At 70.2% G+C, this 26,103-nt stretch carries 26 protein-coding genes and 1 pseudogene; 13 read left to right on the top strand and 14 right to left on the bottom strand.

The window, feature by feature from the left end:
* Positions 1-126 (top strand): annotated as a pseudogene (locus tag B8W67_RS17060) (4-hydroxy-2-oxovalerate aldolase); the annotation flags it as partial.
* Between the two features lies 1 nt (position 127).
* Positions 128-397: a heme-binding protein gene (locus tag B8W67_RS17055; RefSeq protein ID WP_069393792.1), complete on the top strand. Its 270-nt coding sequence runs from the start codon at positions 128-130 to the stop codon at positions 395-397.
* Here the strand turns inward: B8W67_RS17055 and B8W67_RS17050 are convergent.
* Together B8W67_RS17050 and B8W67_RS17045 are read right to left on the bottom strand one after the other, a co-directional pair.
* Entirely contained in the window at positions 372-1,091 is a 720-nt protein-coding gene (locus B8W67_RS17050) for an EthD domain-containing protein (RefSeq protein ID WP_085305225.1), read from the bottom strand. The genes B8W67_RS17055 and B8W67_RS17050 overlap by 26 nt on opposite strands.
* Positions 1,092-1,101: 10 nt before the next feature.
* Entirely contained in the window at positions 1,102-1,998 is an 897-nt protein-coding gene (locus tag B8W67_RS17045) for an IclR family transcriptional regulator (RefSeq protein ID WP_085305223.1), read from the bottom strand.
* A 97-nt stretch (positions 1,999-2,095) separates the two neighbouring features.
* On the opposite strand from B8W67_RS17045, the gene B8W67_RS17040 reads away from it, so the two are divergent.
* From B8W67_RS17040 to B8W67_RS17030, 3 genes are read left to right on the top strand one after another with little or no spacing between them, the layout of a single operon-like run.
* Positions 2,096-3,226, top strand: coding sequence for a hypothetical protein (locus tag B8W67_RS17040; protein ID WP_069393789.1), 1,131 nt, complete (start codon positions 2,096-2,098; stop codon positions 3,224-3,226).
* Between the two features lie 4 nt (positions 3,227-3,230).
* Complete coding sequence (locus B8W67_RS17035) at positions 3,231-4,013, top strand: SDR family oxidoreductase (protein WP_069393788.1); 783 nt, start codon at positions 3,231-3,233, stop codon at positions 4,011-4,013.
* Entirely contained in the window at positions 4,013-5,161 is a 1,149-nt protein-coding gene (locus B8W67_RS17030; protein ID WP_085305221.1) for a sulfotransferase family protein, read from the top strand. Before B8W67_RS17035 ends, B8W67_RS17030 begins: the two co-directional genes overlap by 1 nt.
* A 4-nt stretch (positions 5,162-5,165) precedes the next feature.
* Here the strand turns inward: B8W67_RS17030 and B8W67_RS17025 are convergent, their stop codons facing one another.
* Genes B8W67_RS17025 through B8W67_RS17015 form a run of 3 tightly spaced genes read right to left on the bottom strand, consistent with a single transcriptional unit; the run spans position 5,166 to position 7,442 of the window.
* Entirely contained in the window at positions 5,166-5,621 is a 456-nt protein-coding gene (locus tag B8W67_RS17025) for a hypothetical protein (protein WP_069393786.1), read from the bottom strand.
* 7 nt (positions 5,622-5,628) lie between these two features.
* Positions 5,629-6,771 (bottom strand): 3-ketosteroid-9-alpha-monooxygenase, oxygenase component, encoded by a 1,143-nt coding sequence (locus tag B8W67_RS17020; RefSeq protein WP_069393785.1) that lies wholly within the window; start codon positions 6,769-6,771, stop codon positions 5,629-5,631.
* 38 nt (positions 6,772-6,809) lie between these two features.
* The gene (locus tag B8W67_RS17015) at positions 6,810-7,442 is read right to left on the bottom strand and encodes a TetR family transcriptional regulator (RefSeq protein WP_069393784.1); all 633 of its coding nucleotides are present in this window, start codon (positions 7,440-7,442) and stop codon (positions 6,810-6,812) included.
* Between the two features lie 58 nt (positions 7,443-7,500).
* Here B8W67_RS17015 and B8W67_RS21165 point away from each other — a divergent pair, with 58 nt between their 5' ends.
* Both B8W67_RS21165 and B8W67_RS17010 read left to right on the top strand, forming a co-directional pair.
* The gene (locus B8W67_RS21165) at positions 7,501-7,995 is read left to right on the top strand and encodes a hypothetical protein (protein WP_069393783.1); all 495 of its coding nucleotides are present in this window, start codon (positions 7,501-7,503) and stop codon (positions 7,993-7,995) included.
* The gene (locus B8W67_RS17010) at positions 7,992-8,867 is read left to right on the top strand and encodes an alpha/beta fold hydrolase (protein ID WP_234806804.1); all 876 of its coding nucleotides are present in this window, start codon (positions 7,992-7,994) and stop codon (positions 8,865-8,867) included. The genes B8W67_RS21165 and B8W67_RS17010 overlap by 4 nt, the downstream gene beginning before the upstream one ends.
* Before the next feature lie 137 nt (positions 8,868-9,004).
* Here the strand turns inward: B8W67_RS17010 and B8W67_RS17005 are convergent, their stop codons facing one another.
* From B8W67_RS17005 to B8W67_RS16990, 4 genes are read right to left on the bottom strand one after another with little or no spacing between them, the layout of a single operon-like run.
* Positions 9,005-9,883, bottom strand: coding sequence for a TIGR03619 family F420-dependent LLM class oxidoreductase (locus B8W67_RS17005; protein WP_069393781.1), 879 nt, complete (start codon positions 9,881-9,883; stop codon positions 9,005-9,007).
* Complete coding sequence (locus B8W67_RS17000) at positions 9,880-11,049, bottom strand: thiolase family protein (protein WP_069393780.1); 1,170 nt, start codon at positions 11,047-11,049, stop codon at positions 9,880-9,882. The genes B8W67_RS17005 and B8W67_RS17000 overlap by 4 nt, the downstream gene beginning before the upstream one ends.
* 4 nt (positions 11,050-11,053) lie before the next feature.
* Positions 11,054-12,115, bottom strand: coding sequence for a thiolase family protein (locus B8W67_RS16995; RefSeq protein ID WP_085305217.1), 1,062 nt, complete (start codon positions 12,113-12,115; stop codon positions 11,054-11,056).
* A 15-nt stretch (positions 12,116-12,130) separates the two neighbouring features.
* Positions 12,131-13,120 (bottom strand): Zn-ribbon domain-containing OB-fold protein, encoded by a 990-nt coding sequence (locus tag B8W67_RS16990; RefSeq protein WP_069393778.1) that lies wholly within the window; start codon positions 13,118-13,120, stop codon positions 12,131-12,133.
* A gap of 58 nt (positions 13,121-13,178) precedes the next feature.
* Here B8W67_RS16990 and B8W67_RS16985 point away from each other — a divergent pair, with 58 nt between their 5' ends.
* The 3 genes from B8W67_RS16985 to B8W67_RS16975 are packed head-to-tail and all read left to right on the top strand — an operon-like array spanning position 13,179 to position 16,204.
* Positions 13,179-14,228, top strand: a complete 1,050-nt coding sequence (locus B8W67_RS16985; protein ID WP_069393777.1) for an LLM class F420-dependent oxidoreductase — start codon at positions 13,179-13,181, stop codon at positions 14,226-14,228.
* Between the two features lie 19 nt (positions 14,229-14,247).
* Positions 14,248-14,976, top strand: coding sequence for an acetoacetate decarboxylase family protein (locus B8W67_RS16980; RefSeq protein WP_069393776.1), 729 nt, complete (start codon positions 14,248-14,250; stop codon positions 14,974-14,976).
* 31 nt (positions 14,977-15,007) lie between these two features.
* Positions 15,008-16,204 (top strand): cytochrome P450, encoded by a 1,197-nt coding sequence (locus tag B8W67_RS16975; RefSeq protein WP_163797344.1) that lies wholly within the window; start codon positions 15,008-15,010, stop codon positions 16,202-16,204.
* A gap of 16 nt (positions 16,205-16,220) precedes the next feature.
* Here B8W67_RS16975 and B8W67_RS16970 read toward each other — a convergent pair whose 3' ends face one another.
* Entirely contained in the window at positions 16,221-17,192 is a 972-nt protein-coding gene (locus tag B8W67_RS16970; protein ID WP_069393774.1) for an NAD-dependent epimerase/dehydratase family protein, read from the bottom strand.
* Positions 17,192-17,980, bottom strand: coding sequence for a crotonase/enoyl-CoA hydratase family protein (locus B8W67_RS16965; RefSeq protein WP_069393773.1), 789 nt, complete (start codon positions 17,978-17,980; stop codon positions 17,192-17,194). The genes B8W67_RS16970 and B8W67_RS16965 overlap by 1 nt, the downstream gene beginning before the upstream one ends.
* A gap of 82 nt (positions 17,981-18,062) precedes the next feature.
* Between B8W67_RS16965 and B8W67_RS16960 the strand changes: the two genes are divergently transcribed.
* From B8W67_RS16960 to B8W67_RS16950, 3 genes are read left to right on the top strand one after another with little or no spacing between them, the layout of a single operon-like run.
* On the top strand, positions 18,063-19,712 hold the full coding sequence (locus B8W67_RS16960) for a medium/long-chain-fatty-acid--CoA/3-oxocholest-4-en-26-oate--CoA ligase (protein WP_069393772.1): 1,650 nt from the start codon (positions 18,063-18,065) through the stop codon (positions 19,710-19,712).
* Positions 19,712-20,833, top strand: coding sequence for an NAD(P)H-dependent flavin oxidoreductase (locus B8W67_RS16955; protein WP_069393771.1), 1,122 nt, complete (start codon positions 19,712-19,714; stop codon positions 20,831-20,833). Before B8W67_RS16960 ends, B8W67_RS16955 begins: the two co-directional genes overlap by 1 nt.
* Before the next feature lie 22 nt (positions 20,834-20,855).
* Complete coding sequence (locus B8W67_RS16950) at positions 20,856-21,722, top strand: amidohydrolase family protein (RefSeq protein WP_069393770.1); 867 nt, start codon at positions 20,856-20,858, stop codon at positions 21,720-21,722.
* On the opposite strand, the gene B8W67_RS16945 is transcribed toward B8W67_RS16950, so the two are convergent.
* The 3 genes from B8W67_RS16945 to B8W67_RS16935 form a co-directional block, all read right to left on the bottom strand.
* Positions 21,679-23,232: a succinic semialdehyde dehydrogenase gene (locus B8W67_RS16945; RefSeq protein ID WP_069393769.1), complete on the bottom strand. Its 1,554-nt coding sequence runs from the start codon at positions 23,230-23,232 to the stop codon at positions 21,679-21,681. The genes B8W67_RS16950 and B8W67_RS16945 overlap by 44 nt on opposite strands.
* A 121-nt stretch (positions 23,233-23,353) precedes the next feature.
* Positions 23,354-24,508 carry an alpha/beta hydrolase family protein gene (locus B8W67_RS16940; protein WP_085305215.1) on the bottom strand — a complete coding sequence of 385 codons (1,155 nt, stop codon included), beginning with the start codon at positions 24,506-24,508 and terminating at the stop codon, positions 23,354-23,356.
* Between the two features lie 63 nt (positions 24,509-24,571).
* Positions 24,572-26,023: an HNH endonuclease signature motif containing protein gene (locus B8W67_RS16935; RefSeq protein WP_069393767.1), complete on the bottom strand. Its 1,452-nt coding sequence runs from the start codon at positions 26,021-26,023 to the stop codon at positions 24,572-24,574.
* Positions 26,024-26,103 lie beyond the last annotated feature (80 nt).

Genomic DNA, 26,103 nt, shown 5'->3' with positions numbered 1-26,103 from the left:
GGTGTGCCCGCCCACGAACTGCTCCACCGCGCCGGACAGCGCAAACTCATCGGCGGCCAGGAAGACCAACTCATCGACATCGCCCTGGAAATCCAACGCGAACAGGCCGCGGGTACCGCTGGTTGATATGGACCACCGACTCCGTGCAGGCCTGATCGGTGCCGTCGCCGCCGCGGCGGTGGCGTTCGCGCCCCCGGTGAGCGCCGCCCCGCAGTGCGACCAGACCGTCGGCGAATCGATCGACGCGTATTTGAACCGGCACCCGGACGTCCGGGCCGAACTGGACGAGAAGGGACGCCAGGAAGACCCCGGTGCGGCCAACCCGGCGCTGTCCTACCTGAACCGGCACCCGCATGTGCGGCAGGCGTTGATCACCCTGTCGCAGCAGTGCGCGTGAGGAACGGCGACCGGAACGCATACCGGCTGGTGGGCACCGTGTCGATGTCGCGGTGCGCGCCGAACGCGGTGACGCTGGCCAGAAGTCGTCCCACCCGGTCGGCCAGGTCCGCGTCGTCGGCCGCGCCGTAGAACGCGTACGGGTCGGACACCGCGGCGTCGGGGAACAACTCCTCGACGATGCCGTCGACGACCGGCGCGCCGGCGGTGAGCGCACCGACCACCACATTCTGGGTGTAGCCGAACGTCGCCTGGGTGGCGATGGCGACCGGGGTGTGGTCGACGTGCCAGCGGTGCAGCCAGGTCGGGTGATCCAACTCGGCGGGCCGGCGCAGCAGTGCCACGTTCGCCAGTCCGGGGGTGCGTGCGCCGCCACCGGGATCCGGTGGCGGCATCGGCGTCGACTCGGTCACCAGATATGCCGCCGCCGCTTCCGATTCCGCCTCGATCAGGGCGATGGCGGCGCGGATCTGTTGCCCGTAATGCTGTTGGGTCCACAGGCTGATCACCGCCGCGGCCGGCGGATCCAGCGTGGTCAGTGCCATCATGGCGTCGCGCACCGGCTCGTCGCGGATGTTGACCGCCACCCCCGGCAGATCCAGGTCGAGAAGCCGCTCGGCGACCGGCCCGCGCATCCGCGCGCACCACGAGTCGTCGAAATCGTGGGTCCGCGCGACGATCACGACCTTTTCCATCGGGTGCCTCCTAGAGTGCTGGTGTGGTGCCGCCGAGTTGTCGGGTCAGCGCGTCGGCGGTTCGCAACAGACCGCGCGCCCACGTGGCGATCTCGCCGTCGGTCAGTGCGCGCTCGACGTGCAGAGACACCACCATCACCGGGCGCTGCCGGTGGTCGTAGACCGGCGCCGAGATGACGCTGATGTCGTGGCGGCTGCGGCCGTCGGACTCGTCGCGCAGATACACCCGCTCCCCGATGTCGGAGACCAACTCCCCCAACAGCGCGCGCAACTCCTCGGGCAGCTCGCTGGGAAGACCCGCCATCAGCGCGTACAGCCGTCGCCCTCCGGCGGTCAACCGCTCCACCAGATAGCCGTCGGCCCGGCATTCGGCGACGACGCGCTCGAGACGCTCGCCCTCCGAGCGCAGCGGCACGGTCGGTTGACGGGCCAGCCACGCGCGCAGCGCCGCATCGTCCCAGAGCACGTACATCAGCCCGACCGGCGGGGCGAACGGGTAGCTCTGGCCCACCCGTGCCGGTTCGGTGACGCCGGGGGCGCACACCAATTCCAACAGGGTGATTCGGTCATCGATCACCCCGGAAAGTGCTGTGGTGGCACAGAACTGGTCGCACAGTCGCTGCAGTTCGCTGCGCGCGGCCGGGGTGATGCGCATCGACTCCTGGGCCGCCCGGCCCAGCGCGATGAGGGCGGGCCCCAGCCGATAGGTCTTGGCGGCCGGGTCGCGCACCACATACCCGGACCGGGTCAACGTGGTGACGATGCCCAGGCAGGTCGGCTTGCTCAACTCCAGGCGGCGGGTCAACTCCGAGAGCCCGAATTGCTCGCCGGGGTGAGCGGCGAGGAACTCCAGCACCGCGAGCACCCGCCCGGTCGGCGGGGAGGTGCGTCCCGAACCGGCTGCCATTGTGCTCCGTCCGCGTTGACGCGCGATGCGCCGCGCTCTAGTCTTCAGTAGATAGTTGAACCATCACGGTACATTATTGGAACCGTAAGGAGTTGGTGTGGCCTACACCCAACCGCTGACCGACGCGATCGCCGAGGCGGAACACCTGGTGACCCGAGCGCCGCACATCGAGACCGAGGATGACCTGCTGGAAGGTCTGCAGTATCTGGCACAGAGCGTTGCGGCCTGTGTGCACAGCGCTTTTCACTACGATCCCGACCATCCGTTCCTGTTGTCGGGCACCGGTCCGTTCACCAAGCAGGGTCTGGACAACCCGGACACGCTGTACTTCGGCACCCGGGTGACACCCGGCCACGAGTACGTGGTCACCGGCGTGCGGGGCACCACCACCGATCTGAGCTTCCAACTCATCGGCGGCGACTACACCGACTCCAAGGTGCCGCCGAGCGAGGCGGCCTTCGACGACCGCGAACTCGACGTCGCCGCCGACGGGTCGTTCCAGTGGCGGTTCACCCCGACCGTCCCGGCGCAGTTGGTGATCCGTGAGGTCTACAACGACTGGTCGGCGCAGCGCGGCACGGTCGCCATCGCCCGCACCGACACCGCGGGCACCGCACCGCCCCAGCCGACTGCGCGACTGCTGGAGAAGCGCTATGCGGCGGCGGGAAAGCAGTTGGTGGGCCGGATCAAGACCTGGCTGGCCTTCCCGGAGTGGTTCTACCTCAACCAGCCGGCCAACACGATGTCCGCGCCGCGCCTGACCCCCGGTGGGCTGGCCACCCAGTACTCCTCGGCGGGGCACTTCGACCTCGAGCACGACCAGGCGCTCGTGCTCACCGTGCCCGTCTCCGACGCGCCGTACCTGGGATTCCAGCTCGGCAGCCGCTGGTACATCTCCCTGGACTACATCAACCACCAGACCTCGCTCAACGGCACCCAGGCCCAGGTCGACCCGGACGGCAAGATCCGGATCGTGGTCACCGACGCCAACCCGGGGGTGGCCAACTGGGTGGAGACCCTCGGGCACCGCCGGGGCTTTTTGCAGTTCCGCTGGCAACGACTCTCCCGCGCGCTCACCGAGGCCGACGGCCCCGGCGTGCAACTGCTCAACCTCGCCGATCTGCCGACGGCGCTGCCGTACTACGAGACCAACTGCATCGAGGAATCGATGTGGCGCGACCGGATCGCACTGCGCCAGCAGCAGATCGCGACCAGAATGTTGGGGTGAGCCGATGACCGGACTGCTCGACGGAAAAGTGGTGGTGCTCAGCGGGGTCGGCCCCGCCCTGGGTACCACGGTGGCGCTGCGGTGCGCCCAGGCGGGAGCCGACCTGGTGCTCGCCGCCCGCACCGCGGAGCGGCTGGAGGAGGTGGCCGAGCAGGTACGCGCCGCCGGGGCCCGCGCCCTGGCGGTGCCGACCGACATCACCGATGACGACCAGGTGGCGAACCTGGTGTCAGCGGCCGGCGAAGAGTTCGACCACATCGACGTCGTGATCAACAACGCCTTTCGAGTGCCGTCGATGAAGCCGTTGGCGCAGACCAGTTTCGCTCATATCCGTGACGCCATCGAACTCAGCGTTCTCGGCTCGCTGCGCCTCATCCAGGGCTTCACCCCGGCGCTCGCCGAGGCGTCCGGGGCGGTCGTCAACGTCAACTCGATGGTGATCAGGCACTCCCAACCCAAGTTCGGCGCCTACAAGATGGCCAAATCCGCGCTGCTGGCCATGTCGCAGTCGCTGGCCTCCGAACTCGGCGACCGGGGTATCCGGGTGAATTCGGTGGCGCCGGGCTATATCTGGGGCGCCACGCTCAAGTCGTACTTCACCCACCAGGCCGGCAAGTACAACACCACGGTGGAGGCGATCTACAACGCCACCGCCGCGGCCTCCGATTTGAACCGGTTGCCCACCGAGGACGAGGTCGCCTCGGCGATCCTGTTTCTGGCCAGCGACCTGGCCAGCGGCATCACCGGCCAGACCCTCGACGTCAACTGTGGGGAGTACAAGAACTGATGGGCGAGCCACGCACCGATGTCGGCACGGTCGAGGATCTGCACGCCTCGGCGACCAAGCTCACCGGGCTGGAGGACTTCGGTCTCGACGACGACAACTATCGCGAGGCGCTGGGGGTGCTGCTGGACTCCTACCGCAGCGAGGCCGGCCTGACCGAGCTGGGCAGCAAGATGAACCGGTTCTTTCTGCGCGGCGCCCTGGTGGCGCGGCTGCTGTCGCAGGCGTCCTGGGCCGCCCACCCGCAGTACGCCACGGTGGCCATCGAGCGCCCGATCTTCGTCACCGGCCTGCCGCGCACCGGCACCACCGCGCTGCACCGGCTGCTCGGCGCCGACCCCGCACATCAGGGGCTGCAGATGTGGCTCGCCGAATACCCCCAGCCGCGCCCGCCGCGCCACACCTGGGAGTCCAACCCCGTCTTCGCCGGGCTGCAGGCCCAGTTCGCCCGTCACCACGAGGAGAACCCGGGGTTCACCGGGTTGCACTTCATGACCGCCGACGAACTCGAGGAGTGCTGGCAGTTGCTGCGCCAGTCGCTGCACTCGGTGTCTTATGAGACGCTCTCGCACGTGCCGGGTTACGCGGCATGGCTCGCCCGGCAGGACTGGGGCCCGGCCTACGCGCGGCACCGGCGCAACCTGGCTCTGATCGGGCTCAACGACGCCGACAAGCGGTGGGTGCTGAAGAATCCCAGTCACCTGTTCGCCCTCGACGCGCTGATGGCCACCTACCCCGACGCGCTGGTGGTGCAGTGCCACCGGCCGGCGGAGACGATCATGGCGTCGATGTGTTCGCTGGCCGAAAACGCCACCGCCGGTTGGTCTCACGCGTTCACCGGGGCGCAGATCGGCGCCGATCAGATGGAGACCTGGTCGCGCGGGCTGGCGCGGTTCAACGACGAACGCGCCCGCCACAACCCGGCCCAGTTCTACGACGTCGACTACGTCGACTTCGTCGCCGACCCGCTGGCCACCGTCGAGGCGATCTATACCCACTTCTCTCTGCCGTTCACCGACGAGGCGGCCGCGGCGATGCGCGCCAGTCATGAGGCGAGCCGAAAGGGACCGCGGGCCCCCAAACACGAATACTCCCTAGCCGATTACGGCCTCACCGCCGAGCAGGTGCGGGAACGCTTCGCCGATCTGTGAGTGGCTAGTCGTCGTCGGGGGCGACCAGAAGACCCTCGGCGACCGCGTGATTGATGCTGTCGGTCAGATACGGGCACGACGGGGCCCGGCTGGAGTCCTCGCCGGCGGCGCGCAGATCAGCGAAGTACGCGCATTGTCGGGACGCTGTGGAATTCCACTGAACCGCGGTATATCCTCGGCCGAGCTTCTTCACTTCGACATCGGTATGGCAACGGCGACAGCTGATTTCGGTCAATCCGTCGCGCAGGTAACGTTCCCGGTCGCGGCGGCTGGCCTCAGCGACCGCTGCCGCACGCTGCGGGTCGTCGGCGAAACTCGGTGCCTTGGCCCAGGTTCCCGACCCCGGCCCCGACGAACCATGGTGATGATCGTCGTCATCATCGTGCCCGCCGTAGAGGAACAGCATCGAGCGCGCCATCTGCTCGGCGCTGGGGCGGCGCGGCTGGTCCGGGGGGCTCATGGGTGGACTAGGCCGAACCCTGCTCGGCCTTCTCCTTGTCCTGCGCCTGCGCGGCCAGGTTGGCGTCGACCTCGGCCTGCCAGTTCTGGTTGGCCGCAGTCGGATCGACCTCGAGTTCGAAGCGGTCGGTCATCTCGGCGGTGACATCGGCGGCGTCGACGTAGAACTGCTGGTACCAGCGGCGCAGCTGATAGACCGCACCGTCCTCCTCGACCAGCAGCGGGTTGTCGATGCGGGTCTTGTGTTTCCAGATCTCGACGTCCTGCAGGAAGCCCTTGCTCACCCCGTCGGTCATGGCGTCGGCGAGCTTGTCGGTGGTGGCGTCGTCGAGGCCCTTGGGCTTCTGCACGATCACCCCCCACATCAGCATGAACTTGTCCTGGCTGATCGGGTAATGGCAGTTGATCAGGATCGACTCGGCCTTGAACTGCCCGTATTTGTTGTGCAGCCAGTTGACCATGAACGAGGGCCCGAAATAGGAGGCCTCCGAGTCCAACTCGGTGTCGCCGTAGGCGGTGCCCATGTCGGTGATGTCGGGGCGGCCGACGTTGTGCAGGTACTGCGAGGCGATGTGGCCTTCGAAGACGTTCTTGAAGTACGTCGGCAACCCGTAGTGGATGTAGAAGAAGTGCGCAAAATCGGTGACGTTGTCGATGATGTCGCGGCAGTTGGAGTTGATCTCCATGGAGTTCCAGCGCCAGTCGGTCCACTCGTCGGATTCCGCCTCGGGGATCTCCGGGATGCGGACCTCCGGCTGCGGCGGGTTGCCCTCGTGGTCGTGCCAGATGAACAGCAGTCCGCCGCGCTCGTCGGTGGGCCAGCTGCGGGTGCGCGCCGCCTTGGGGGTGCGCTTGGAGTACGGCACCTTCTTGCACTTGCCGTCCCCGCCCCAGCGCCAGTCGTGGAACGGGCAGGCCACCTCGTCGCCCTTGATCGTGCCCTGGGTGAGGTCGGCGCCCATGTGCCGGCAGTAGCCGTCGAGGATGTGCAACTCACCCTTGGAGTCGGCGAAGACCACCAGTTTGCGGCCGAACGCCTGCAGCGCGTGCGGTTTGCCGTCCCGGAAGGAGTCGGCGATTCCGACGCAGTGCCAGCCCCGGGCGTACCGGTCCGGCAGCGTCCCGGTGTCGATCTCGCGAACTTCGCTCATTTCGCCTGCTACCTCCACTCGACGGCTACTAGAACACGTTACAGTTTTGCGTCGCGGTTATGCAATATCGGCGGGTCTGTCGTGGTGTTCCCCGCCGGCGGCGCCAACAGCCGCGCGGCGGCCTCGCCGGCCAGTGTCACGGTGGCCGCACTCGGCCCGCCGGCGGCCAGGCTGCGGCGCACCAGCGCCAGCGGCGCGTCGACCACCGCCAACAGCACCCGGTCGCGATCGGCGGCCGAAAAGCGCCCCAGCAGGCCGGCCAGCGCCTCGGTCAGGTGCCGGTCGAGCGCGTCGGCCTCGGCGCGCACGGCCGGCGAGCAGTCGGCGCCGATGAAATCGGAGCGGCCGTAGCGGGCCAGCAGCGCCGCCGGCTGCGGATTGGCCACGCTCCAGGCCACCACCGCGCGGGCGGCGGCGACCCCGACCGCGACCGGGTCCGCGGCGGTGTCCAGTGCGGGCAGGAACGTCGCGTGGAAATCCCGCAGCGTCGCGATCCAGGCTGACGCCAGCAGGTCGGCGCGCCGCGGGAACCGGTGATACACCGACCCGCTGGGGGCGCCCACCGCGGCGGCGACCGCGGCCGCGGTCGCCGCCGCGGGGCCCCCGGCCACCACCAGGCGCACCGCAGCGGCGACGAACTCCGCGGCGGTGAACTTGACGGGCATCGGCATGAAGTAGAGACTACCGTCTACATTGAATTAGATGAGAGTCTCTAGATCGAGGAGTGTCATGCGAGTTCTCAACAGTCACCGCCGGGTCTTTCACCGCGTCGACGCCGCGACCCTGGGAGCGCTGATCGACGGCCTCGCCAGTGACGACGACCGGCTGTGGCCCCACGAGGTGTGGCCGGCGATGCGGTTCGACCGGCCGCTGGGGCGCGGCGCGCGCGGCGGGCACGGGCCCATCGGCTACCGGGTCGCCGACTACGCGCCGGGACGGTCGGTGCGCTTCGCCTTCACCCGCCCGGCGGGCTTCCACGGCCATCACGAATGGGTGCTGCAGCACGTCGCCGGCGGCCGCGAACTGCGGCACACTCTGGTGATGGACACCGCCGGGCGCGCGAGGCTGAGTTGGCCGCTGATCTGGCGGCCGATGCACGACGCGGTCATCGAGGACGCGTTGCACAAGGCCGCCGCGACGGTGGGCGTCGCGGAGCCCCGACCACGCTGGTCGTGGCGGGTGCGCGCGCTGCGGCGCGCCGCGGTGGCCCTGGGGGCCGCGTGAGCGAGGTGTTCACCGAACCGACCGAGGTGACCGTGGCCGGCGGACCGGTGCGGGTCTACACCGGCGGGCAGAGGGGCCCGGTGCTGTTGTTGCTGCACGGCGCGATGCTCGACACCGCCGCCGGGGTGTGGCGGCGGGTGGGGCCCGCGCTGGCCGGCGAGCACCGGGTGGTGGCGGTCGATCTGCCCCGCCACGGCGGCAGCCGGCCCTGGCGCGGTGTGCTCGATGACGCCTTCTTCCGCCGGTTCCTGCCGGCCCTGCTCGATGCGCTGGCGTTGCCGTCGGTGGTGGTGATCGGGTTGTCGATGGGGGCCGGCATCGGTATCGGCGCCGCGCTGGATCACCCCGACCGGGTTCGTGGCCTGGTCGCCGCCGGTCCCGGCGGGCTCGGCGCCACCCGCCCACCGCAGCTGGGCACCTGGGCCGCCCTGCACACCCCGGGGCTGCTGCGCGCCACCAGCTTCGTGCTGGCGCGGTTCCCACGGCTCATCGCGACGTCGATGGCCGGCCAGCTCACCGCCGGGCGGCACACCGCCGACTTCGACGCGATCGTCGCCGACGCGACCGCCGAGGCGCGGGCGAAGAACCGGCACGGCGAACCCGCGTTGGACGACTGGCAGGTCCACGCCTACGGCCCGCGGGCGATGCGACTGGATCTGCTGCCGGCGCTGGCGGACCTCAGCGTGCCCACGCTGTGGCTGCGCGGCGCGAACGACCCGCTGGTGAGCGCGGAGGTGATGGCCGCCGCGCACGCCGCGACCCCGGGATCACGGCTGGTCACCGTGCCCGATGCCGGCCACATCGTGCCCTACGACCAGCCCGCGGCGTTCACCGCGGCGGTCACCGAGTTCCTCGCCGCCCTGCCGGACTGAGTGAAGCTGCTGAGATCGATGCCCCAGTGGACACAGACCGCCGTATACGAGCCTGTGTGTCCACTGGGGCATCGATCTCAGCGCCGCCGCCGACGAATCGGCTTCCCGGTGCGATGCCGAGCGAAGCTAATCCGACGCTAATCCTGCCAGCCGGAGTGGATGAACGTCTCGGCGAAGCGCTTCAGCGCATCCTGCTTGTCCACCAGGGGGGCGTCGAAGCCGTGCCCGTAGAGCAGCCACGGCACCACGATGTTGTCGGTGACCCCGGCGGCGGCCAGCTCGCGGTGCCCGTCGAGGTCGAACTTGTCGATGCACACCGCCTGATATTCGAACGGTGTGTCGCTGCGCCCGTATTCGGCGCGCAGCCCCTCTAAGGTGCTGATCGTCTCGGCCAACTGTGCGCACGTCATCATCGCGCTCGTCCAGCCGTCCCCGACCCGGGCGGCCCGCCGCAGCGCCGGACCGGTGTGCCCGCCGACGTAGAACGGCACCGGCTCGGTGGGCGCGGGGCTCATCTGCAGCCGGTCGAAGTCGAAGAACTCGCCGTGGTGTTCGACCATGCCGCCGGCCAGCACGGCCTTGATGACCTCGATCATCTCGTCCACCCGGGCGCCGCGGCGTGCATAGGGCACCCCGCACCACTCGAACTCCTCCGGCGCCCACCCGATCCCGACGCCGAACCCGAACCGGTTGCCGGTCAGGTTGGCCACCGAGCCGACCTGGCGGGCCAGCAGCAGCGGGTTGCGTGAGCCCAGTTTGAGCACGTTGGTGTAGAACCGCAGCCCGGTGGTGACCGCGCCCATCGCGGCGGCGGCGATCAGCGGGTCCACCCACGGGGTGTTCTCGTCCCACATCCGCGACCCGTCGGCGGTGTAGGGGTAGTCCGCGGCCGCGGCCTCCATGAAAAACAGCGAGTCCGGCAGTGCGATCGCGTCGAAGCCGACCTCCTCGGCGGTGCGCGCCAACGCCGTCAGCTGGTCGATCGGCCCCATCGCCACGCTGCAGGTGTACTTCACGGCTTATCAGCTCCCACAACCCACATCGAGTAGTACTGCGAGCCCCCACCGTAGGCGTGGCCGAGGGCCTTGCGGGCCCCGGGCACCTGGTGGTCGCCGCCCTTGCCCATCACCTGGATGGCGGCCTCGGCGAACCGGATCATCCCCGAGGCGCCGATCGGGTTGCTCGACAGCACCCCGCCGGAGGGGTTGACCGGCAGCCGCCCCCCGATCGCGGTCTCCCCGGCCTCGGTGAGCTTCCAGCCTTCGCCCTCGGCGGCGAACCCGAGGTTCTCCAGCCACATCGGCTCGAACCAGGAGAACGGCACATAGATCTCGGCGGCGTCGATCTCGGCCAGCGGGTCGCTGATCCCGGCGTCACGCCACAGCGCCGCGGCGGCGTCCCGGCCGGCCTGCGGGTTGACCTGGTCGCGCCCGGCGTAGGCCAGCGGCTCGGTGCGCAGCGCGGTGGCGTGGATCCACGCCACCGGGGCGCCGTCGGCGACCCGCGCGTCGGCGGCGGCGGTGTCGCCGATCACCACCGCGCACGCCCCGTCGGAGGACGGGCAGGTCTCGTCGTAGCGGATCGGGTCCCACAGCATCTGCGAGGCCATCACCTTCTCCACGGTGATGTCGGGCTGGTGCAGATGCGCCAGCGGGTTCTTCGCCCCGTTGAGCCGGTCTTTGACCGCCACCTGCGCCCCGATGTGCTCCGGGGCCCCGGAGCGGCGGATGTAGGCGCGCACATGCGGGGCGAAGTAGCCGCCGGCGCCGGCGCCGACCGGTTTGGTGAACGGCACCGGGATCGACAGCCCCCACATGGCGTTGGACTCGGACTGCTTCTCCCACGCCACCGCCACCACGCGACGGTATTTGCCCGACTGCACCAGGCTGGCCGCCACGATCGCGGTCGATCCGCCCACCGACCCGGCGGTGTGCACCCGGATCAGCGGTTTGCCGGTCGCGCCCATCGCGTCGGCCATGAACAGCTCCGGCATCATCGAGCCCTCGAAGAAGTCCGGCGCCTTGCCGACCACCACGGCGTCGATGTCGGCGAACGTCGACCCCGCGTCGGCGAGGGCGGCGTCGACGGCCTCGCGCACCAGCCCGTTCATCGACACGTCGAGGCGCTTGGCGGTGTATTTGGTCTGCCCGGTGCCGAGCACCGCGGCCAGCTGTTTGCCCATGGTGTTAGCGCCCCTCCATCACGGCGATCAGGTTCTGTTGCAGCGCCGGGCCGCTGGTGGCGTGCGCCAGCACCCGGCCCGCCTCCCCGGCGAAGATGTGGCGGGCGGCGAAGCCGATGCGCTCCAGGCCCGCGGAGAACATCGGGTTGGCGCTCAGCGCCCCGCCGGAGGGGTTGATCCGGGCCCGCTCGCCCAGTCCGATCGCCTCGGTGAGGATCACCTGCTGATGGCTGAACGGGGCGTGCAGCTCGGCCACCTCGATCGAGCCGGGGTCCCCGCCGGTGGCGGTGGCCGCCGACGCCGCCGTCGACGGCGAGGTCGCCAGCTCGCGGGCGCCGAGCACCGGGGTTTCGATGCGGTGCTCGAACCCGGTGATCCAGGCCGGGCGCTCGCGCAGCTCGCGGGCCCTCTCGCCGGCGGCGAGCACGATCGCCGACGCGCCGTCGGTGATCGGGGCGATGTCGTGGCGGCGCAGCGGGTCGGCGTAGAACGGCCGGTCCAGCAGTTCGGCGACGCTGGTGGCCGCCGGCACCGAGTCCACCCGCGGCGCGGCGGTCATCGCGTCGAGGGCCACCTGCGCCATCTGCTCGGCGGTGAACGCCCCGGCGTCCAGGCCGACGCGGGCCTGCAGCCCGGCCATCGACACCGAGTCCGGCCACAGCGGGGCCACCGTGTACGGGTCGGTCTGCAGCGCCAGCACCCGGCGCAGCACCCCGGCCGAGGATTTGCCGAACCCGTAGACCAGGGCGGTGTCGACCTGACCGGTGAGGATCTTGATGTAGGCCTCATACAGCGCCCAGGCGGCGTCCATCTCCACGTGCGACTCGTTGATCGGGGGCACCGCCCCGATCGAGTCGATCGCCGAGATGAACGAGAAGGCGCGCCCGGCAAGGTAATCCGACGATCCGGAGCACCAGAACCCGATGTCGGTCTGGTTGATGCCGAGTTCGTCGTAGAGCGCGGCGAAACACGGCATCAACTGTTCGACGCCGTTGGTGGTGCCGTCGGTGCGGCGGACACGCGGGGCGTGGGCGAAGCCCACGACCGCGACATCGCGGGAAGTCATGACCGAAGGTCCCCTCTACAGGTGGTGTTTGTAGGTGTCGTAGTCGGCGTCCGGTTCCCCGGTCGGTGCGAAGTACTCGATGTTCTCCATGCCGTAGGTCCACTGCTCGCGCGGCGCCCACACCGCCTTCACCCGCATGCCCATCCGCACCTCGTGGGCGTCGATGTCGGCGACCAGCGTCAAAAACGGGATGTCGGCGCCGTCGAGCAGCACATAGGCGGCCACGTACGGCGGTTTGATGCTCTGCCCGGCGAACGGGATGTTGATGATCGCGAACGTGGTGATGGTGCCGGTGTCGGCGACCTCCACCAGTTCGGTGGCGGGCTTTCCGGTGGCCGGGTCGGCCTCCCGCGCCGGGAAGTACACCTTGCCCCCCGCGCCGGTGCGGGAACCGAGCAGGCGGCCCTCTTTGAGGGCGCGCAGATACATGCTCTCGGTGGGGGAGGCCGAATGCTCGATCTCCAGGGCGATCGGGGTGATCACCATCGACACCGGGTCGGCCGGATTCGGCGGCAACGGTTCCGCGGCTTCCTCGCCGAGGGTGAAGTAGGCGATGTCGGTGATCGCCCCGACCGGCTCGTCGACCCAACGTGCGCAGACCCGCGCGCCGGTGTGGATCTTCTCGGCAAAGACGGCGTCGACCGCGTGCAGCAGCGCGGTGTCGGCCCCGTCGAGTTTGATCAACGCCCACGCGAACGGGCGCTCCAGCGGCTGGCCGTCGACCGGTTCGGACTGCCACGTCCACGACTCGACGGTGCCGACACTGGCCACCGGTACGATCTCCGTCAGCGGTTCGTAGCTGACGGGGTCGTATTCGGCGGCGGGCACCAGGACCCGCCCGTCGGAGCCGCGGACACCGACGATGCGACGCTCACGGAGCGCGGTGAAAAACGCCCCGAGGGTCGGACCCACCGAACGGGTGTAGTCAAAGGACAGCCGTAACGGCGCGGAGAGGGGCGGCTCATGCGGATCGATCTGCACCGGCTGGTTCTGTCTGACGGTCACGGCATCGAGTAGAACAGGTTCTAACAACGGTGGCAAGCAACGCGGGGAAGGTGCATCGATGAAGCTCGGTCTGCAGCTGGGGTACTGGGGCGCGGCGCCCCCCGAGGGCACCGCCACGCTGGTGTCCGCGGCGGAGGAGGCCGGATTCGACACCGTGTTCACCGCCGAGGCCTGGGGATCGGACGCGTTCACCCCGCTGGCGTGGTGGGGATCGGCGACCACCCGGCTGCGGCTGGGCACCTCGGTGGTGCAGCTGTCGGCGCGCACCCCGACCGCCTGCGCGATGGCATCGCTGACCCTCGATCACCTCAGCGGCGGCCGCCACATCCTGGGCCTGGGCGTCTCCGGCCCGCAGGTCGTGGAGGGCTGGTACGGGCAGCGTTTCCCCAAACCGCTGGCCCGCACCCGCGAGTACATCGACATCCTGCGCCAGGTCTGGGCGCGGGAGGCGCCGGTCACCAGCGCCGGACCGCACTACCCGCTGCCGCTGACCGGGGAGGGCACCACCGGGTTGGGCAAGAGCCTCAAGCCGATCACCCACCCGCTGCGCGCCGACATCCCGATCATGCTCGGCGCGGAGGGCCCGAAGAACATCGCGCTGGCCGCCGAGATCGCCGACGGCTGGCTGCCGATCTTCTACACCCCGCGGCTGGCCGACATGTACAACGAGTGGCTCGACGAGGGATTCGCCCGCCCCGGGGCGCGGCGGCGCCGCGAGGACTTCGAGATCTGCGCGACCGCCCAGGTGGTCATCACCGACGACCGGGCCGCCGCGTTCGCCGGCATCAAGCCCTATCTGGCGCTGTACATGGGCGGAATGGGCTCCGAGGACACCAACTTCCACGCCGAGGTGTACCGCCGGATGGGATACGGCGAGGTCGTCGACGACGTCACCCGGCTGTTCCGCAGCGGAGACAAGGACGGCAAGGAACAAGCCGCCCGCGTCATCCCCGACGAACTGGTCGACGACGCGGTGATCGTCGGCGACATCGCCTACGCGCGCGAGCAGATCAAGGTGTGGGAGGCCGCCGGGGTGACGATGATGGTGGTGACCGCACGCAGCACCGAGCAGATCGCCGAGTTGGCATCGTTGATCTCCACCGGCTGATCTGATCTAGATTGGGGCCATGACCGCCCCCACCCGATACACGATCGCCGACACCGTGCTGACCATGCCGGTGCGGATCCGCCGCGCCGACACCCACGTGGCGATCTTCTCGGTACCCGCCGACCCCGCACAGCGACTCATCGACTACTCCGGCCTGCAGGTCTGCCGATACCGCGCCGGCCGGGCGCTGGCGATGCTGATGCTGGTCCGTTACCACGACGGGGATCTGGGCCGATACCACGAGTTCGGGACCGCGCTGATGGTCAACCCGCCCGGGGTGCACCGGCGCGGCCCCCGCGCGCTGTCCACGGCCGCGGCGTTCATCCACCACCTGCCGGTCGACCAGTCGTTCACGCTGGCGGCCGGGCGCCAGATCTGGGGTTTCCCCAAGATCATGGCCGACTTCACCGTGCGGGAGACCCCGCGGTTCGGTTTCGAGGTACGCGAGAACGGCGCGTTGATCGCCGGCATCGACTTCGCCGCGGGCCTGCCGATCCCGGCGGCGCTGACCTCGCGCTCCCAGGTGTTGCAGACCTACAGCCACACCGACGGCGTTACCCGCGAAATCCCCTGGCAGATGCGGAATTCGGGGATGCGGGCGCGGTTGGGTGGGGCGCGGCTGCGCCTCGGGGACCATCCGTACGCGGCCGAACTGGCCGGCCTCGGATTGCCGAAACGGGCGCTGGCGAGCCAATCATCTGCCAACGTCGAGATGACATTCGGTGACGCGCGCACGCTGACGCCCTGAACCCCGGAAAGGCCCGGCCATGACTGCTTTCGTGTCCGACGCACCGGACATCGACCTGACCGACGGGGGCTTCTACGCCTCGGGCACCGCACGGCAGGCCTACCGCTGGATGCGCGAACACCAGCCGATCTTTCGGGACCGCAACGGGCTGGCCGCGGCGGCGACCTATGCGGCGGTCATCGAGGCCGAACGCACCCCGGAGGTGTTCTCCAACGCCGGCGGGATCCGGCCCGGGATTCCGGCGCTGCCGCACATGATCGACATGGACGACCCCGAGCACCTGCAGCGGCGCAAACTGGTCAACGCCGGGTTCACCCGCAAACAGGTTCAGGACAAGCGGTTCTCGATCGCCACCATCATCGACACGTTGATCGACAACGTCTGCGAGCGCGGTGAGTGCGACTTCGTGGCCGACCTGGCCGCCCCGCTGCCGATGGCGGTCATCGGCGACATGCTGGGGGTTGCCCCGCAGGACCGTGACACGCTGCTGAAGTGGTCCGACGACCTGGTGTGCGCGCTGTCCTCGACGGTGGAGGAGACCGACTGGCAGGCGTCGATTGACGCCAACCTGGCCTACACCGAATTCTGCATGGCCACGATCGCGCAGCGCCGCGCCGAACCCACCGACGACCTGACCAGCGTGCTGGTGCACGCCGAGGTCGACGGTGAACGCCTCACCGACGAGCAGATCGTCTCCGAGACGCTGCTGATCCTCATCGGTGGCGACGAGACCACCCGGCACACCCTGTCCGGCGGCACCGAGGCGTTGCTGCGCAACCGCGACCAGTGGGACCGGCTCTACCGCGACCTGGATCTGCTGCCCGACGCCATCGAGGAGATGCTGCGCTGGACCACCCCGGTGAAGAACATGGCCCGCACCCTCACCCGCGACATCGACTATCACGGCACCCGGCTGCACGCCGGGGAGAAGATCCTGCTGATGTTCGAGTCGGCGAACTTCGACGAGGCGGTCTTCGGCGACCCGGAGCGCTTCGACATCGGCCGCGACCCCAACGCTCACCTGGCGTTCGGGTTCGGCACCCACTTCTGCCTCGGCAACCAGTTGGCCCGCCAGGAGTTGACGATGATGACCCACCGGGTGGCCCAGCGGTTGCCGGACCTGCGGCTGGCCAGCGAGGACCCGCTACCGCTGCGGCGGGCGAACTTCGTCGTCGGCCCGGAGGCGATGCCGGTGGAGTTCACCCCCACCCGGCCGGTGCTGGGTTAGCCGGGGCCAGCCGGGGTCAACCGCGCAGCGAGGCGGTGATCGCCTCGGTGGGTGAGCGCCAGCTCAGATCCAGATCGGCGAGCGTCGTGGTGTCGTCGGTGGGGGTGCCCTCGGTGAGCAGCCAGGCCGCCTCGTAGCTGAACCCGGTGTCGATCGGCAGGAACCGCCCCGCCAGATCGGCCAGCCGACCCGCCGCGCGGAACATCGCCGGGGTGACCGGGAACCGCCGGATCGGGCGCCCGAGACCGGCCTCGACCGCGGCGATCATGTCGTTGAACTCCACCATCGGCCCGCCGCAGACGTAGCGGTGCGGGCCGCGGCCGGCCACCATCGCGCGGGTGTGCACCGCGGCGACATCGCGGACGTCGATCATCGCCATCCCGCCGCGCAGGCGCGGCGCCACCCGCAACCGGGTGATCGGCGCCCAGCCCGCCTCGGTGGCCCCGGGGGCGGTGTGAAACGCCGCACCGACCACGCTCGACGGATAGGTGATGACCACCGGGGCGCCGTCGGCCTGCAGCTCGCGGGCGACCCGGTCGGCGTAGCCCTTGGTGCGCGCGTAGGCGCTGCGCCCGGCCACCGTGGGGGTGTCCGGCCCGATCACCCCGTCCGGCGGGGGGAACATCGCGCTGTAGCTGGATACGGTGACGATCGGGTCCAGTCCCGCCTCGGCGGCGCGGGTCAGGATCGCCTCGGCGGCGTGGGCGTTGATCTCCCACATCAGCTTCGCCCGCCGGTCGTCGGTGCCGACCACCCCGGCGGCGTGCAGCACCGCGTCGGCGCCGTCGAGCAGGGCGGTGACGGTGTCGTCGGCGCGGATGTCCCCGTCGAGGGTGGTCAGCTCACCGAGTTCGGCCAGCCGCGGGATGACCGGCTCGTCGGCGCAGCCCGGCGCCACCAGCAGCCGCACCGCGTGACCGGCCTCCAGCAGCGCCTTGACGGTGTGCGCGCCCACATAACCGGTCCCGCCGGTCACCGCGACCAGCATCAGCGGCCCTTGAACTGGGCGGGACGCTTCTCGGCGAAGGCCCGCGGGCCCTCCTTGGCGTCGTCGCTCAAGAACACCTCGATGCCGATGCGGGTGTCGAGGGCGAACGCGTCGTTCTCGGCCATCCCCTCGGTCTCCCGGATGGTGCGCAGCATCGCCTGCACCGCCAGCGGGCCGTTGGCGTTGATCTGCTCGGCGATCGCCAGCGCCTTCTCCAGCGCCTGCCCGTCGGGCACGACGTAGCCGATCAGTCCCATCGTGTGGGCCTCGGCCGCGCTGATGTGCCGCCCGGTCAGCAGCAGGTCGGCGGCGAGGGTGTAGGGGATCTGGCGCACCAGGCGCACCGCGGAGCCGCCCATCGGATACAGGCTCCAGCGGGCCTCGGAGATCCCGAACTTCGCGCTCTGCCCGGCGACCCGGATGTCGGTGCCCTGCAGGATCTCGGTGCCCCCGGCGATCGCGGGGCCCTCGACGGCGGCGATCAACGGCTTTTTCAGCCGGCGCCCCTTGAGCAGCGCGTCGATGCGCGACGGGTCGTAGCTGCCGTCCTTGAACGAGTCGCCCGGCGGTTTGGCCTTCGCCGTCTTCAGATCCATGCCGGCGCAGAAGTAGCCGCCGGCGCCGGTGAGGATCACCGAACGGATGTCGTCGTCGGCGTCGGCCCGGTCCCAGGCCTCCACCATGATCGCCATCATCTCCGAGGAGAGCGCGTTGCGCGCCTCCGGCCGGTTCAGCGTCACGATCAGGGTATGTCCGCGCTGCTCAACCAGTGCGTGCGTCTCGCCCACCGCTGCCCGCCTTCCTGGGGTTCTTCCCGGGGTTCGCTGCCGAACTTGAAATCGAAATGTAACACGTTCTAGTTTGTGTGTCGTGGCTCTCAATATTGCTGATCTCGCCGAGCACGCTATCGACGCTGTTCCCGACCGTGTCGCCCTGATCTGCGGCGACGAGCAGCTGACGTACGCGCAGCTGGAGGAGAAGGCCAACCGTCTGGCGCACTACCTGATCGACCGGGGGGTGAAGAAGGACGACAAGGTGGGGTTGTACTGCCGCAACCGCATCGAGATCGTCATCGCGATGCTGGGCATCGTCAAGGCCGGCGCGATCCTGGTCAACGTCAACTTCCGCTACGTCGAGGGGGAGCTGCGCTACCTGTTCGACAACTCCGACATGGTCGCGCTGGTGCACGAGCGCCAGTACGCCGACCGGGTGGCCAACGTGCTGCCCGACACCCCCAACGTCACCACCATCCTGGTCGTCGAGGACGGCTCCGACGCCGACTTCGCCCGCTACGGCGGCGTGGAGTTCGAGGCGGCGCTGGCGGCCGGCTCGCCCGAACGTGACTTCGGCCCGCGCAGCGAAGACGACATCTACCTGCTCTACACCGGCGGCACCACCGGGTTCCCCAAGGGCGTGATGTGGCGCCACGAGGACATCTACCGGGTGCTGTTCGGCGGCACCGACTTCGCCACCGGCGAGCCGGTCGCCGACGAATACGACCTGGCCAAACAGGCCGCCGCCAACCCCCCGATGGTGCGCCACCCGATCCCGCCGATGATCCACGGCGCCACCCAGTCGGCGACCTGGATGTCGCTGTTCTCCGGCCAGACCGTCGTCTTGGCACCCGAGTTCGACCCCGAGCAGGTGTGGCGCACCATCCACGACCACAAGGTCAACCTGCTGTTCTTCACCGGCGACGCGATGGGCCGCCCGCTGCTCGACGCGCTGCTGGCCGCCGAGGAGCGCGGCGAGGACTACGACCTCTCGTCGCTGTTCCTGCTGGCCTCGACCGCGGCACTGTTCTCCCCGTCGATCAAGGAGAAGCTGCTGGATTTGTTGCCCAACCGGATCATCACCGACTCGATCGGGTCTTCTGAGACCGGCTTCGGGGGCACCAGCATCGTCGCCAAGGGCGCGGCCCACACCGGTGGCCCGCGGGTGACGATCGACAAGACCACCGTCGTGCTCGACGACGACGGCAACGAGGTGGTGCCCGGCTCCGGGGTGCGCGGCATCATCGCCAAGCGCGGCCACATCCCGGTCGGCTACTACAAGGACGAGAAGAAGACCGCCGAGACGTTCCGCACCATCAACGGGGTGCGCTACGCCATCCCCGGCGACTACGCCCAGGTCGAGGCCGACGGCACCGTCACCATGCTCGGGCGCGGGTCGGTTTCGATCAACTCCGGCGGGGAGAAGATCTACCCCGAGGAGGTCGAGGCCGCGCTCAAGGGCCACCCCGACGTGTTCGACGCACTGGTGGTCGGGGTGCCCGACCCGCGGTACGGCCAGCATGTGGCCGCGGTGGTGCAGGCCCGCCCCGGCGCGCGTCCCAGCCTGGCCGACCTCGACGCCTTCGTGCGCTCGGAGATCGCCGGCTACAAGGTGCCGCGCAGCGTGTGGTTCGTCGACGAGGTGAAGCGCTCCCCGGCCGGCAAACCGGACTACCGGTGGGCCAAGGAGTGCACCGAGGCCCGCCCCGCCGACGAGGTGCACGCCAAACACGCCCAGGAGCGCTGATGCACACCGCCCTGAGCGAGAAGTTCGGCATCAGCTACCCGATCTTCGTGTTCACCCCCTCGGAGAAGGTCGCCGCGGCGGTCAGCCGGGCCGGGGGGCTCGGGGTGCTCGGCTGCGTCCGGTTCAACGAGGCCGACGAACTCGACGCGGTGCTGGACTGGATGGACGCCAACACCGACGGCAAGCCGTACGGCGTGGACATCGTGATGCCGGCCAAGGTGCCCACCGAGGGCAGCGCGGTCGACATCGACAAGCTCATCCCCGCAGCCCACCGCGCCTTCGTCGACAAGACGCTGACCGAGCTGGGGGTGCCGCCGCTGTCCGGCGACGCCGGTGAGTCCGCCGGCGTGCTGGGCTGGCTGCACTCGGTGGCCCGCTCGCATGTGGAGGTGGCGCTGCGCCACCCGATCGCGCTGATCGCCAACGCCCTGGGCTCCCCGCCCAACGACGTGATCACCCAGGCCCACGACGCCGGTGTGCCGGTGGCCGCCCTGGCCGGGTCCGCCGAGCATGCCCGCCGCCATGTCGCCAACGGGGTGGACATCGTGGTGGCCCAGGGCTACGAGGCCGGCGGGCACACCGGCGAGATCGCCTCGATGGTGTTGTGGCCGGAGATCGTCGACGCGGTCGGCGACCGGGCCGCGGTGCTCGCCGCCGGCGGCATCGGCACCGGCCGGCAGGTGGCCGCCGCGCTGGCGCTGGGCGCCTCCGGCGTCTGGATGGGCTCGGCGTTTCTCACCGCCGCCGAATACGACCTGGGGGTGCGCGGCGAGTCCGGGGCGTCGGTGGTCCAGCAGGCGCTGCTGGCGGCCACCTCCGCGGACACCGTGCGCCGCCGCATCTACTCCGGCAAACCGGCCCGGCTACTCAAAAGCCGCTGGACCGACGCGTGGGACGCCGACGACGCACCCGATCCGCTGCCGATGCCGCTGCAGAACATCCTGGTCGGGCAGGCCCACGCCCGGATGGCCCAATCCGGCGACCCCACCACGGTGGCGATGCCGGCCGGCCAGATCGTCGGGGCCATGACCGAGATCCGCCCGGCCGCCGACATCATCGCCGACCTGGTCGCCGGGTTCGAGGCCGCCACCCACCGCCTCGACGACATCCGGGACCGCTGAACCGGGGTTACGCTGGCCGTCGATGACGATCGACGTGTGGATGCAGCATCCGACCCGGCGGTTCCTCGCCGACGACATGCTGGCGTCGCTGCGCCGGTGGACCGGCGCGACGATCCCCGAGACCGACATCCCGGTGGCGACTACACTGTCGTCGATGGACACCGGCGACGTCGGGTTCGGGCTGCTCAGCGCCTGGTGCGGGCCGCGCGGGGAGCTGGTCTCCAACGACGAGGTCGCCGACTGGGTGCGCGCGCACCCCGACCGGTTCGCCGGGGTGGCCAGTGTGGACCTGGACCGGCCGATGGCGGCGGTGCGTGAGCTGCGCCGCCGGGTGACCGACGACGGTTTCGTCGGCCTGCGGGTGGTGCCGTGGCTGTGGAACGCCGCGCCCACCGATCGTCGCTACTATCCGCTGTTCGCCGAATGCGTTCACCTCGGCGTCCCGTTCTGCACCCAGGTCGGCCACACCGGTCCGCTGCGGCCGTCGGAGACCGGCCGGCCGATCCCCTACATCGACCAGATCGCCCTCGACTTCCCGGAGCTGACCGTGGTCTGCGGGCACGTCGGATATCCGTGGACCGAGGAGATGATCGCGGTGGCCCGCAAACACGAGAACGTCTACATCGACACCTCCGCCTACACCACCCGGCGGCTGCCGCCGGAACTGGTCGGGTTCATGAAGACCGGGACCGGGCAGCGCAAGGTGCTCTTCGGCACCAACTATCCGATGATCGGCCACGCGCACGCCCTCGACGGGCTCGACGAGCTGGGGCTCAGCGACCAGGCCCGCGACGACTACCTGCACGCCAACGCGGCGCGCGTCTTCGGTCTCCCTACGGCGCCGGTCACCGACCGGGCAGTGCCTGCACCGCCCGGATCATCGGGGTGAACGCCTTCTGCCAGAAGGTCTGCGGGATCCCCAGCGGCGGGTCGAGGTTGAGGACCCGCGCGGTCGACACGGTGCGCGGCTCGGTGTATTTCAGCAACCCCTCCGGGCCGTGCCGACGCCCCACCCCGGAGGCCTTCATGCCGCCCATCGGCGCGGCGGTGGAGCCGAAGGTGAGCGCATACCCCTCATCGACGTTGACGGTGCCGGCGTCGATGCGGGCGGCGATCGCCTCCCCCTCGGCTTTGCTGGCCGCCCAGATACTGGCGTTGAGGCCGTATTCGGTGTCGTTGGCGCGGGCGATCGCCTCCTCCACGTCGTCGACCGGGTAGATCGCCACCAGCGGGCCGAACGTCTCGTTGCGGCCGCACTCCATCTCGTCGGTGACCTCGGTGAGCACGGTCGGCTCGAAGAACAACGGGCCCAGGTCGGGGCGAACATTGCCACCGGCGACCACGGTGGCGCCCTTGACCTTCGCGTCGTCGAGGTGCCCGGTGACCGTTTTGATCTGGTCTTCGGAGATCAGCGAGCCCATGTCGGTGGTGAAGTCGTAGGCGGGCCCCAGCTTCATCGCCCGCACCCGCTCGGCGAACTTGGCGGTGAACTCCTCGGCGATCGGCCGCTCGACGTAGATGCGTTCCACCGAGATGCACAGCTGGCCGGCGTTGGAGAAGCACGCCCGGGTGGCGGCCTTGGCGACCTCGTCGAGGTCGGCGCCGCGGGTGACGATCATCGGGTTCTTGCCGCCGAGCTCGGCGGAGAACCCGATCAGGCGCCGGCCGCACTGTTCGGCCAGGGTCCGGCCGGTCGCGCTCGAACCGGTGAACATCAGGTAGTCGCAACGCTCCACGATCGCGGTGCCGACTACCGAACCGGGCCCGGGCACCACCGCGAACAACTCGCGCGGCAGCCCCGCCTGGTACAGCAGTTCCGCGTTGGCCAGGGTGCAGTACGGGGTCTGGCTGTCCGGTTTGACCACCACGGCGTTGCCGGCCAGCAGCGCCGGGATCGAATCGGAGATCGACAGCGCCATCGGATAGTTCCACGGCGCGATCACCCCGACGATCCCCTTCGGCGCGGGGGTGACGACGGTTTTGACAATGCCGGGCAGAAGGCCGGCCACCCGTTTCGGTTTGAGCAGCTTCGGCGCCTGCCGCGCGTAGTAGCGGGCGTTGAGGATCATGTCCACGATCTCTTCTTGCGCCGCCGAGCGGGCCTTGCCGGTTTCAGCCTGCGCGACGTCCATCAGGAAGTCCCGGTTGGCGATGACCAGGTCCCGGAAGCGCTCGATGATCGCGGCACGTTCCTTGACCGGCCGGGCGGCCCAACGGGCCTGCGCGGCGCGGGCTTTGGTGAACGCGGCGGCGACGTCGTCGGCGGTGCCGATCGGGATCGTGGTGAGCTCGGTACCGGTGAACACCTCGGTGAGGGTTTTGGACGGCCGGGCGTCGGGGTCGTCGATGGCGACCAGGCGGCGCAGCCGGTCGAAGTCGGTGGCAGAGGGTGCAGGCATGGATCAAACCTACTCGCGGTGGGTGCACAAAGTCAGCCGACCGCGTCCACCGCGGTGACGATCGCCAAGGCCGGTCGGCAGCCTCGTCCATTCGGTACCGGGGGAGAAGATCGGTTCCGATCTAGCCGCAGGTGTTCGCCGGCGTCTTTCCCTGCAGGGCATCGGCGACGAACGACTCGGTGTCGGCCAGTGAGGCGGCGATGCTGCGGCGGTGGTCGGCACCGGGGTAGCGGCGGTAGTCCACGGTGATGTCCTCCGCGCAGTAGTGCTCGACCAGGGCGTCGGTGAGCTCCGGGGGAATCGTGGTGTCGGTGGTGCCCTGCGCGACGAGCACCGGCACGTGCGGGCGCACGGAGGCCGGCTCCTGGCGGGCCAGGTACTCGCTGAGCACATCGAGGTCGGCGTCGACGCCGAAGACCTGTCCGGCCGGCACCGGGTCGAGGTCGCGGAGTTGGTCGAGGCAGCCGGTGCGGGCGCCGTCGACGAACGGCGCGAACTGTGGGGCGAACAGCGTCTCCACCTCGACGGCGGGGTCGGCGACGGCGGCGCCGAGCACCACCACCGGCAGGAACGGTTGCATCGCGGGCTCGACCGCACCGACCACCTCGGAGATGGTGCTGAATCCCGAGCCCGGCGCGATCGCCACCGCACCACGCAGGTCCAACTCCGGGTTGCGGTCGGCGGCGGTGGCCGCGGTGAACAGCGCGGCCTGCCCGCCCTGGCTGTGGCCGATCGTCACGAAATCGGTCGCCAGGCCCGGCTCCAGGTGGCGGGCGGCGGTGACGATGTCGATGACGTTGGCCGCTTCGCTGGAGCCGTTGAGATACGGCGCCCCGCCCGGGCCGCCCAGCCCCTGATAGTCGGTGGCCACCACCGCGTAGCCGGCCGCCACCCAGTGGTCCAGTGTGGGGGTGACCACCTGCAGGTAGCCGTGGGCCGGACCGCCGTCGAAGTCCAGTGACGGGGCGCAGACCCCGGCGTAGCCGGTGGTGCCGTGCGCCCAGCTGATGACCGGCCAACCACCGTCGGGGGCCGGGGTCGGCGGGATCGCCACGGTGCCGGTGACCGCCACCGGGTCGCCGTGGGGATCCTCCGAGATGTAGCTGATGGCGTAGTTGGCGCCCGCGCTGGGCAGCGCGGCCGCCGAGGTCAGCGGCCCGGCGCTGAGCAGGGTGCCCGGTTCGAGGGTCTCCGGGCAGGGTGGCGATGAGCACCCGCCGACCGCGGCGACGAGCAGCACGGCGGCCAGCAGCCGGCGGCCGGCGGGTGCGGGCATGGCGGGATCCTCGGGCGGTGGGGGCGTGCGGTCCCCGACGATGCTAATCGGGGCAGGGGCGGGCTAGAACGGCGGCGGGTCGCTGCCGTCGTCGTAGTCGGGGGCGGTGCCGGCCCAGGGATCGATGGGCGGCGGCTGGGCGAGTCGGCGGGCGCGGTTGCGGCGCCGTTCGGCGGCGACGTAGCGGGCGTGACCCTCGGCGCGAGTGTGCCGGCGGGTCGGCATCTTCAGGGTGCGGTCGGTCGGCGACGGGTCGGCGGTCGGTGGTGGCGGCGGCGCCAACTCGCCGGTCGGGGCGCACAGGTTCGGGAAGAGCAGGGCGCTGCCGGGCAAGGTGACGTAGGTCTGCCCGGAGGGGGCGGTCCAGATCAGGGTGCCGTCGGGTAGTTGCCGATCTCGCCAGGCCAGAAACGTCTTCAAAAGATGGTGGGTGCGGCATTTGCAGCTCAGGTTGGAGGCGTGGGTGGTGCCCCCGTTCCGGTAGGGGACGACATGATCGATGTCGCACTCGGTGGCCGGCACGTCGCAGCCGGGGAACCGGCAGGTCAGGTCGCGGCAGCGGACGAAGTCGGCCAGTGCGCGCGACGGCGTGTACCCGGCCTCCGGCGGGCTGTCCGCCGGGTGGTGAAGGGTGCGCGTGCGCGCCTCGCGGGCTAGCTCGGCCAGCAACTCCGGGGGAATGATCGCGTCGCTGCCCACGACCGACGCGGTCGCGGCGCCCCCGGCGAGGGCACCCTGATCGGCGATGACGTGGATGAGCACCGGTGACGCGGCAGGGCGCCTCGACACCGGGCAGTCCGGGCGTCCGCAGTGACAGGCCATCCGGTCGGCCGCTGCGGCCAGCGCGGTGATCGCGTCGGCACGGCGCTGGTCGCGGGTGCGCGGATCGTGCTCGCAGACCGTGGCGGCCAGAGCGTCGAGGCGCGCGTCGAGGGCGTGCCCCGCGACCGCGGTGACCTGACCGTGGATCTCGGCGCCGCCGCCGATGAACGGGGTGATCACGATATGCCGGTCGGTGTGGTGTTCGCGGCGCCGGCGGACCGCGTCACGGTCGGCGCGGGCGATGATCGCGTCGATCAGCCCGCAGAGCCGGTGCCGGGTCAGTCTGGGGCACCGCGGAATCCGCTCGGCCAGCGCGGTGTCCACCGCGGCCATTATCTCCGGGTCGGTGATCAGATCGGTGCGGTAGACGAGGATGTGGAACGTCAGGGCGCTGATCTCCCCGGAGCACAGCAGCGCCCCGACCTTGGGCAGCCGGTCCCGCAGTGCGCGCGCGTCCCACAGGTAGTTGGCGGCCAGGCCGCGTTCGATCCCCAGGGCCGCGGCCACCTCCGCGACGGTGGCCGCGGCGTTGTCGATCGTCCACAGTTCCCGCTCGGCGTGCTCGCGGGAGCGCAGCGTGTCCAGGTCGCCGATCGCGGCCAGTCGCGTCCCCGCACCACGGTTCTCCGCGCGGGCCCCCGCGGTGACCCGGTCGAGGATCTTTGCGGCGGACGACTCCTTGGTATCGAACATAGTTGCGGCTCCTCAGGTTCTTGTGGGGAGTGTGACCTGCAGTCCTCCTAGGCAGAGGTAGATCATTGAGGTCAGGGTGT

The sequence above is a fragment of the Mycolicibacillus koreensis genome, assembly GCF_002104795.1.
GTDB classification, from domain to species: domain Bacteria; phylum Actinomycetota; class Actinomycetes; order Mycobacteriales; family Mycobacteriaceae; genus Mycobacterium; species Mycobacterium koreense.
Note: the sequence above shows the minus strand (reverse complement) of the source record. Positions and strands in the feature narration are given on the sequence as shown.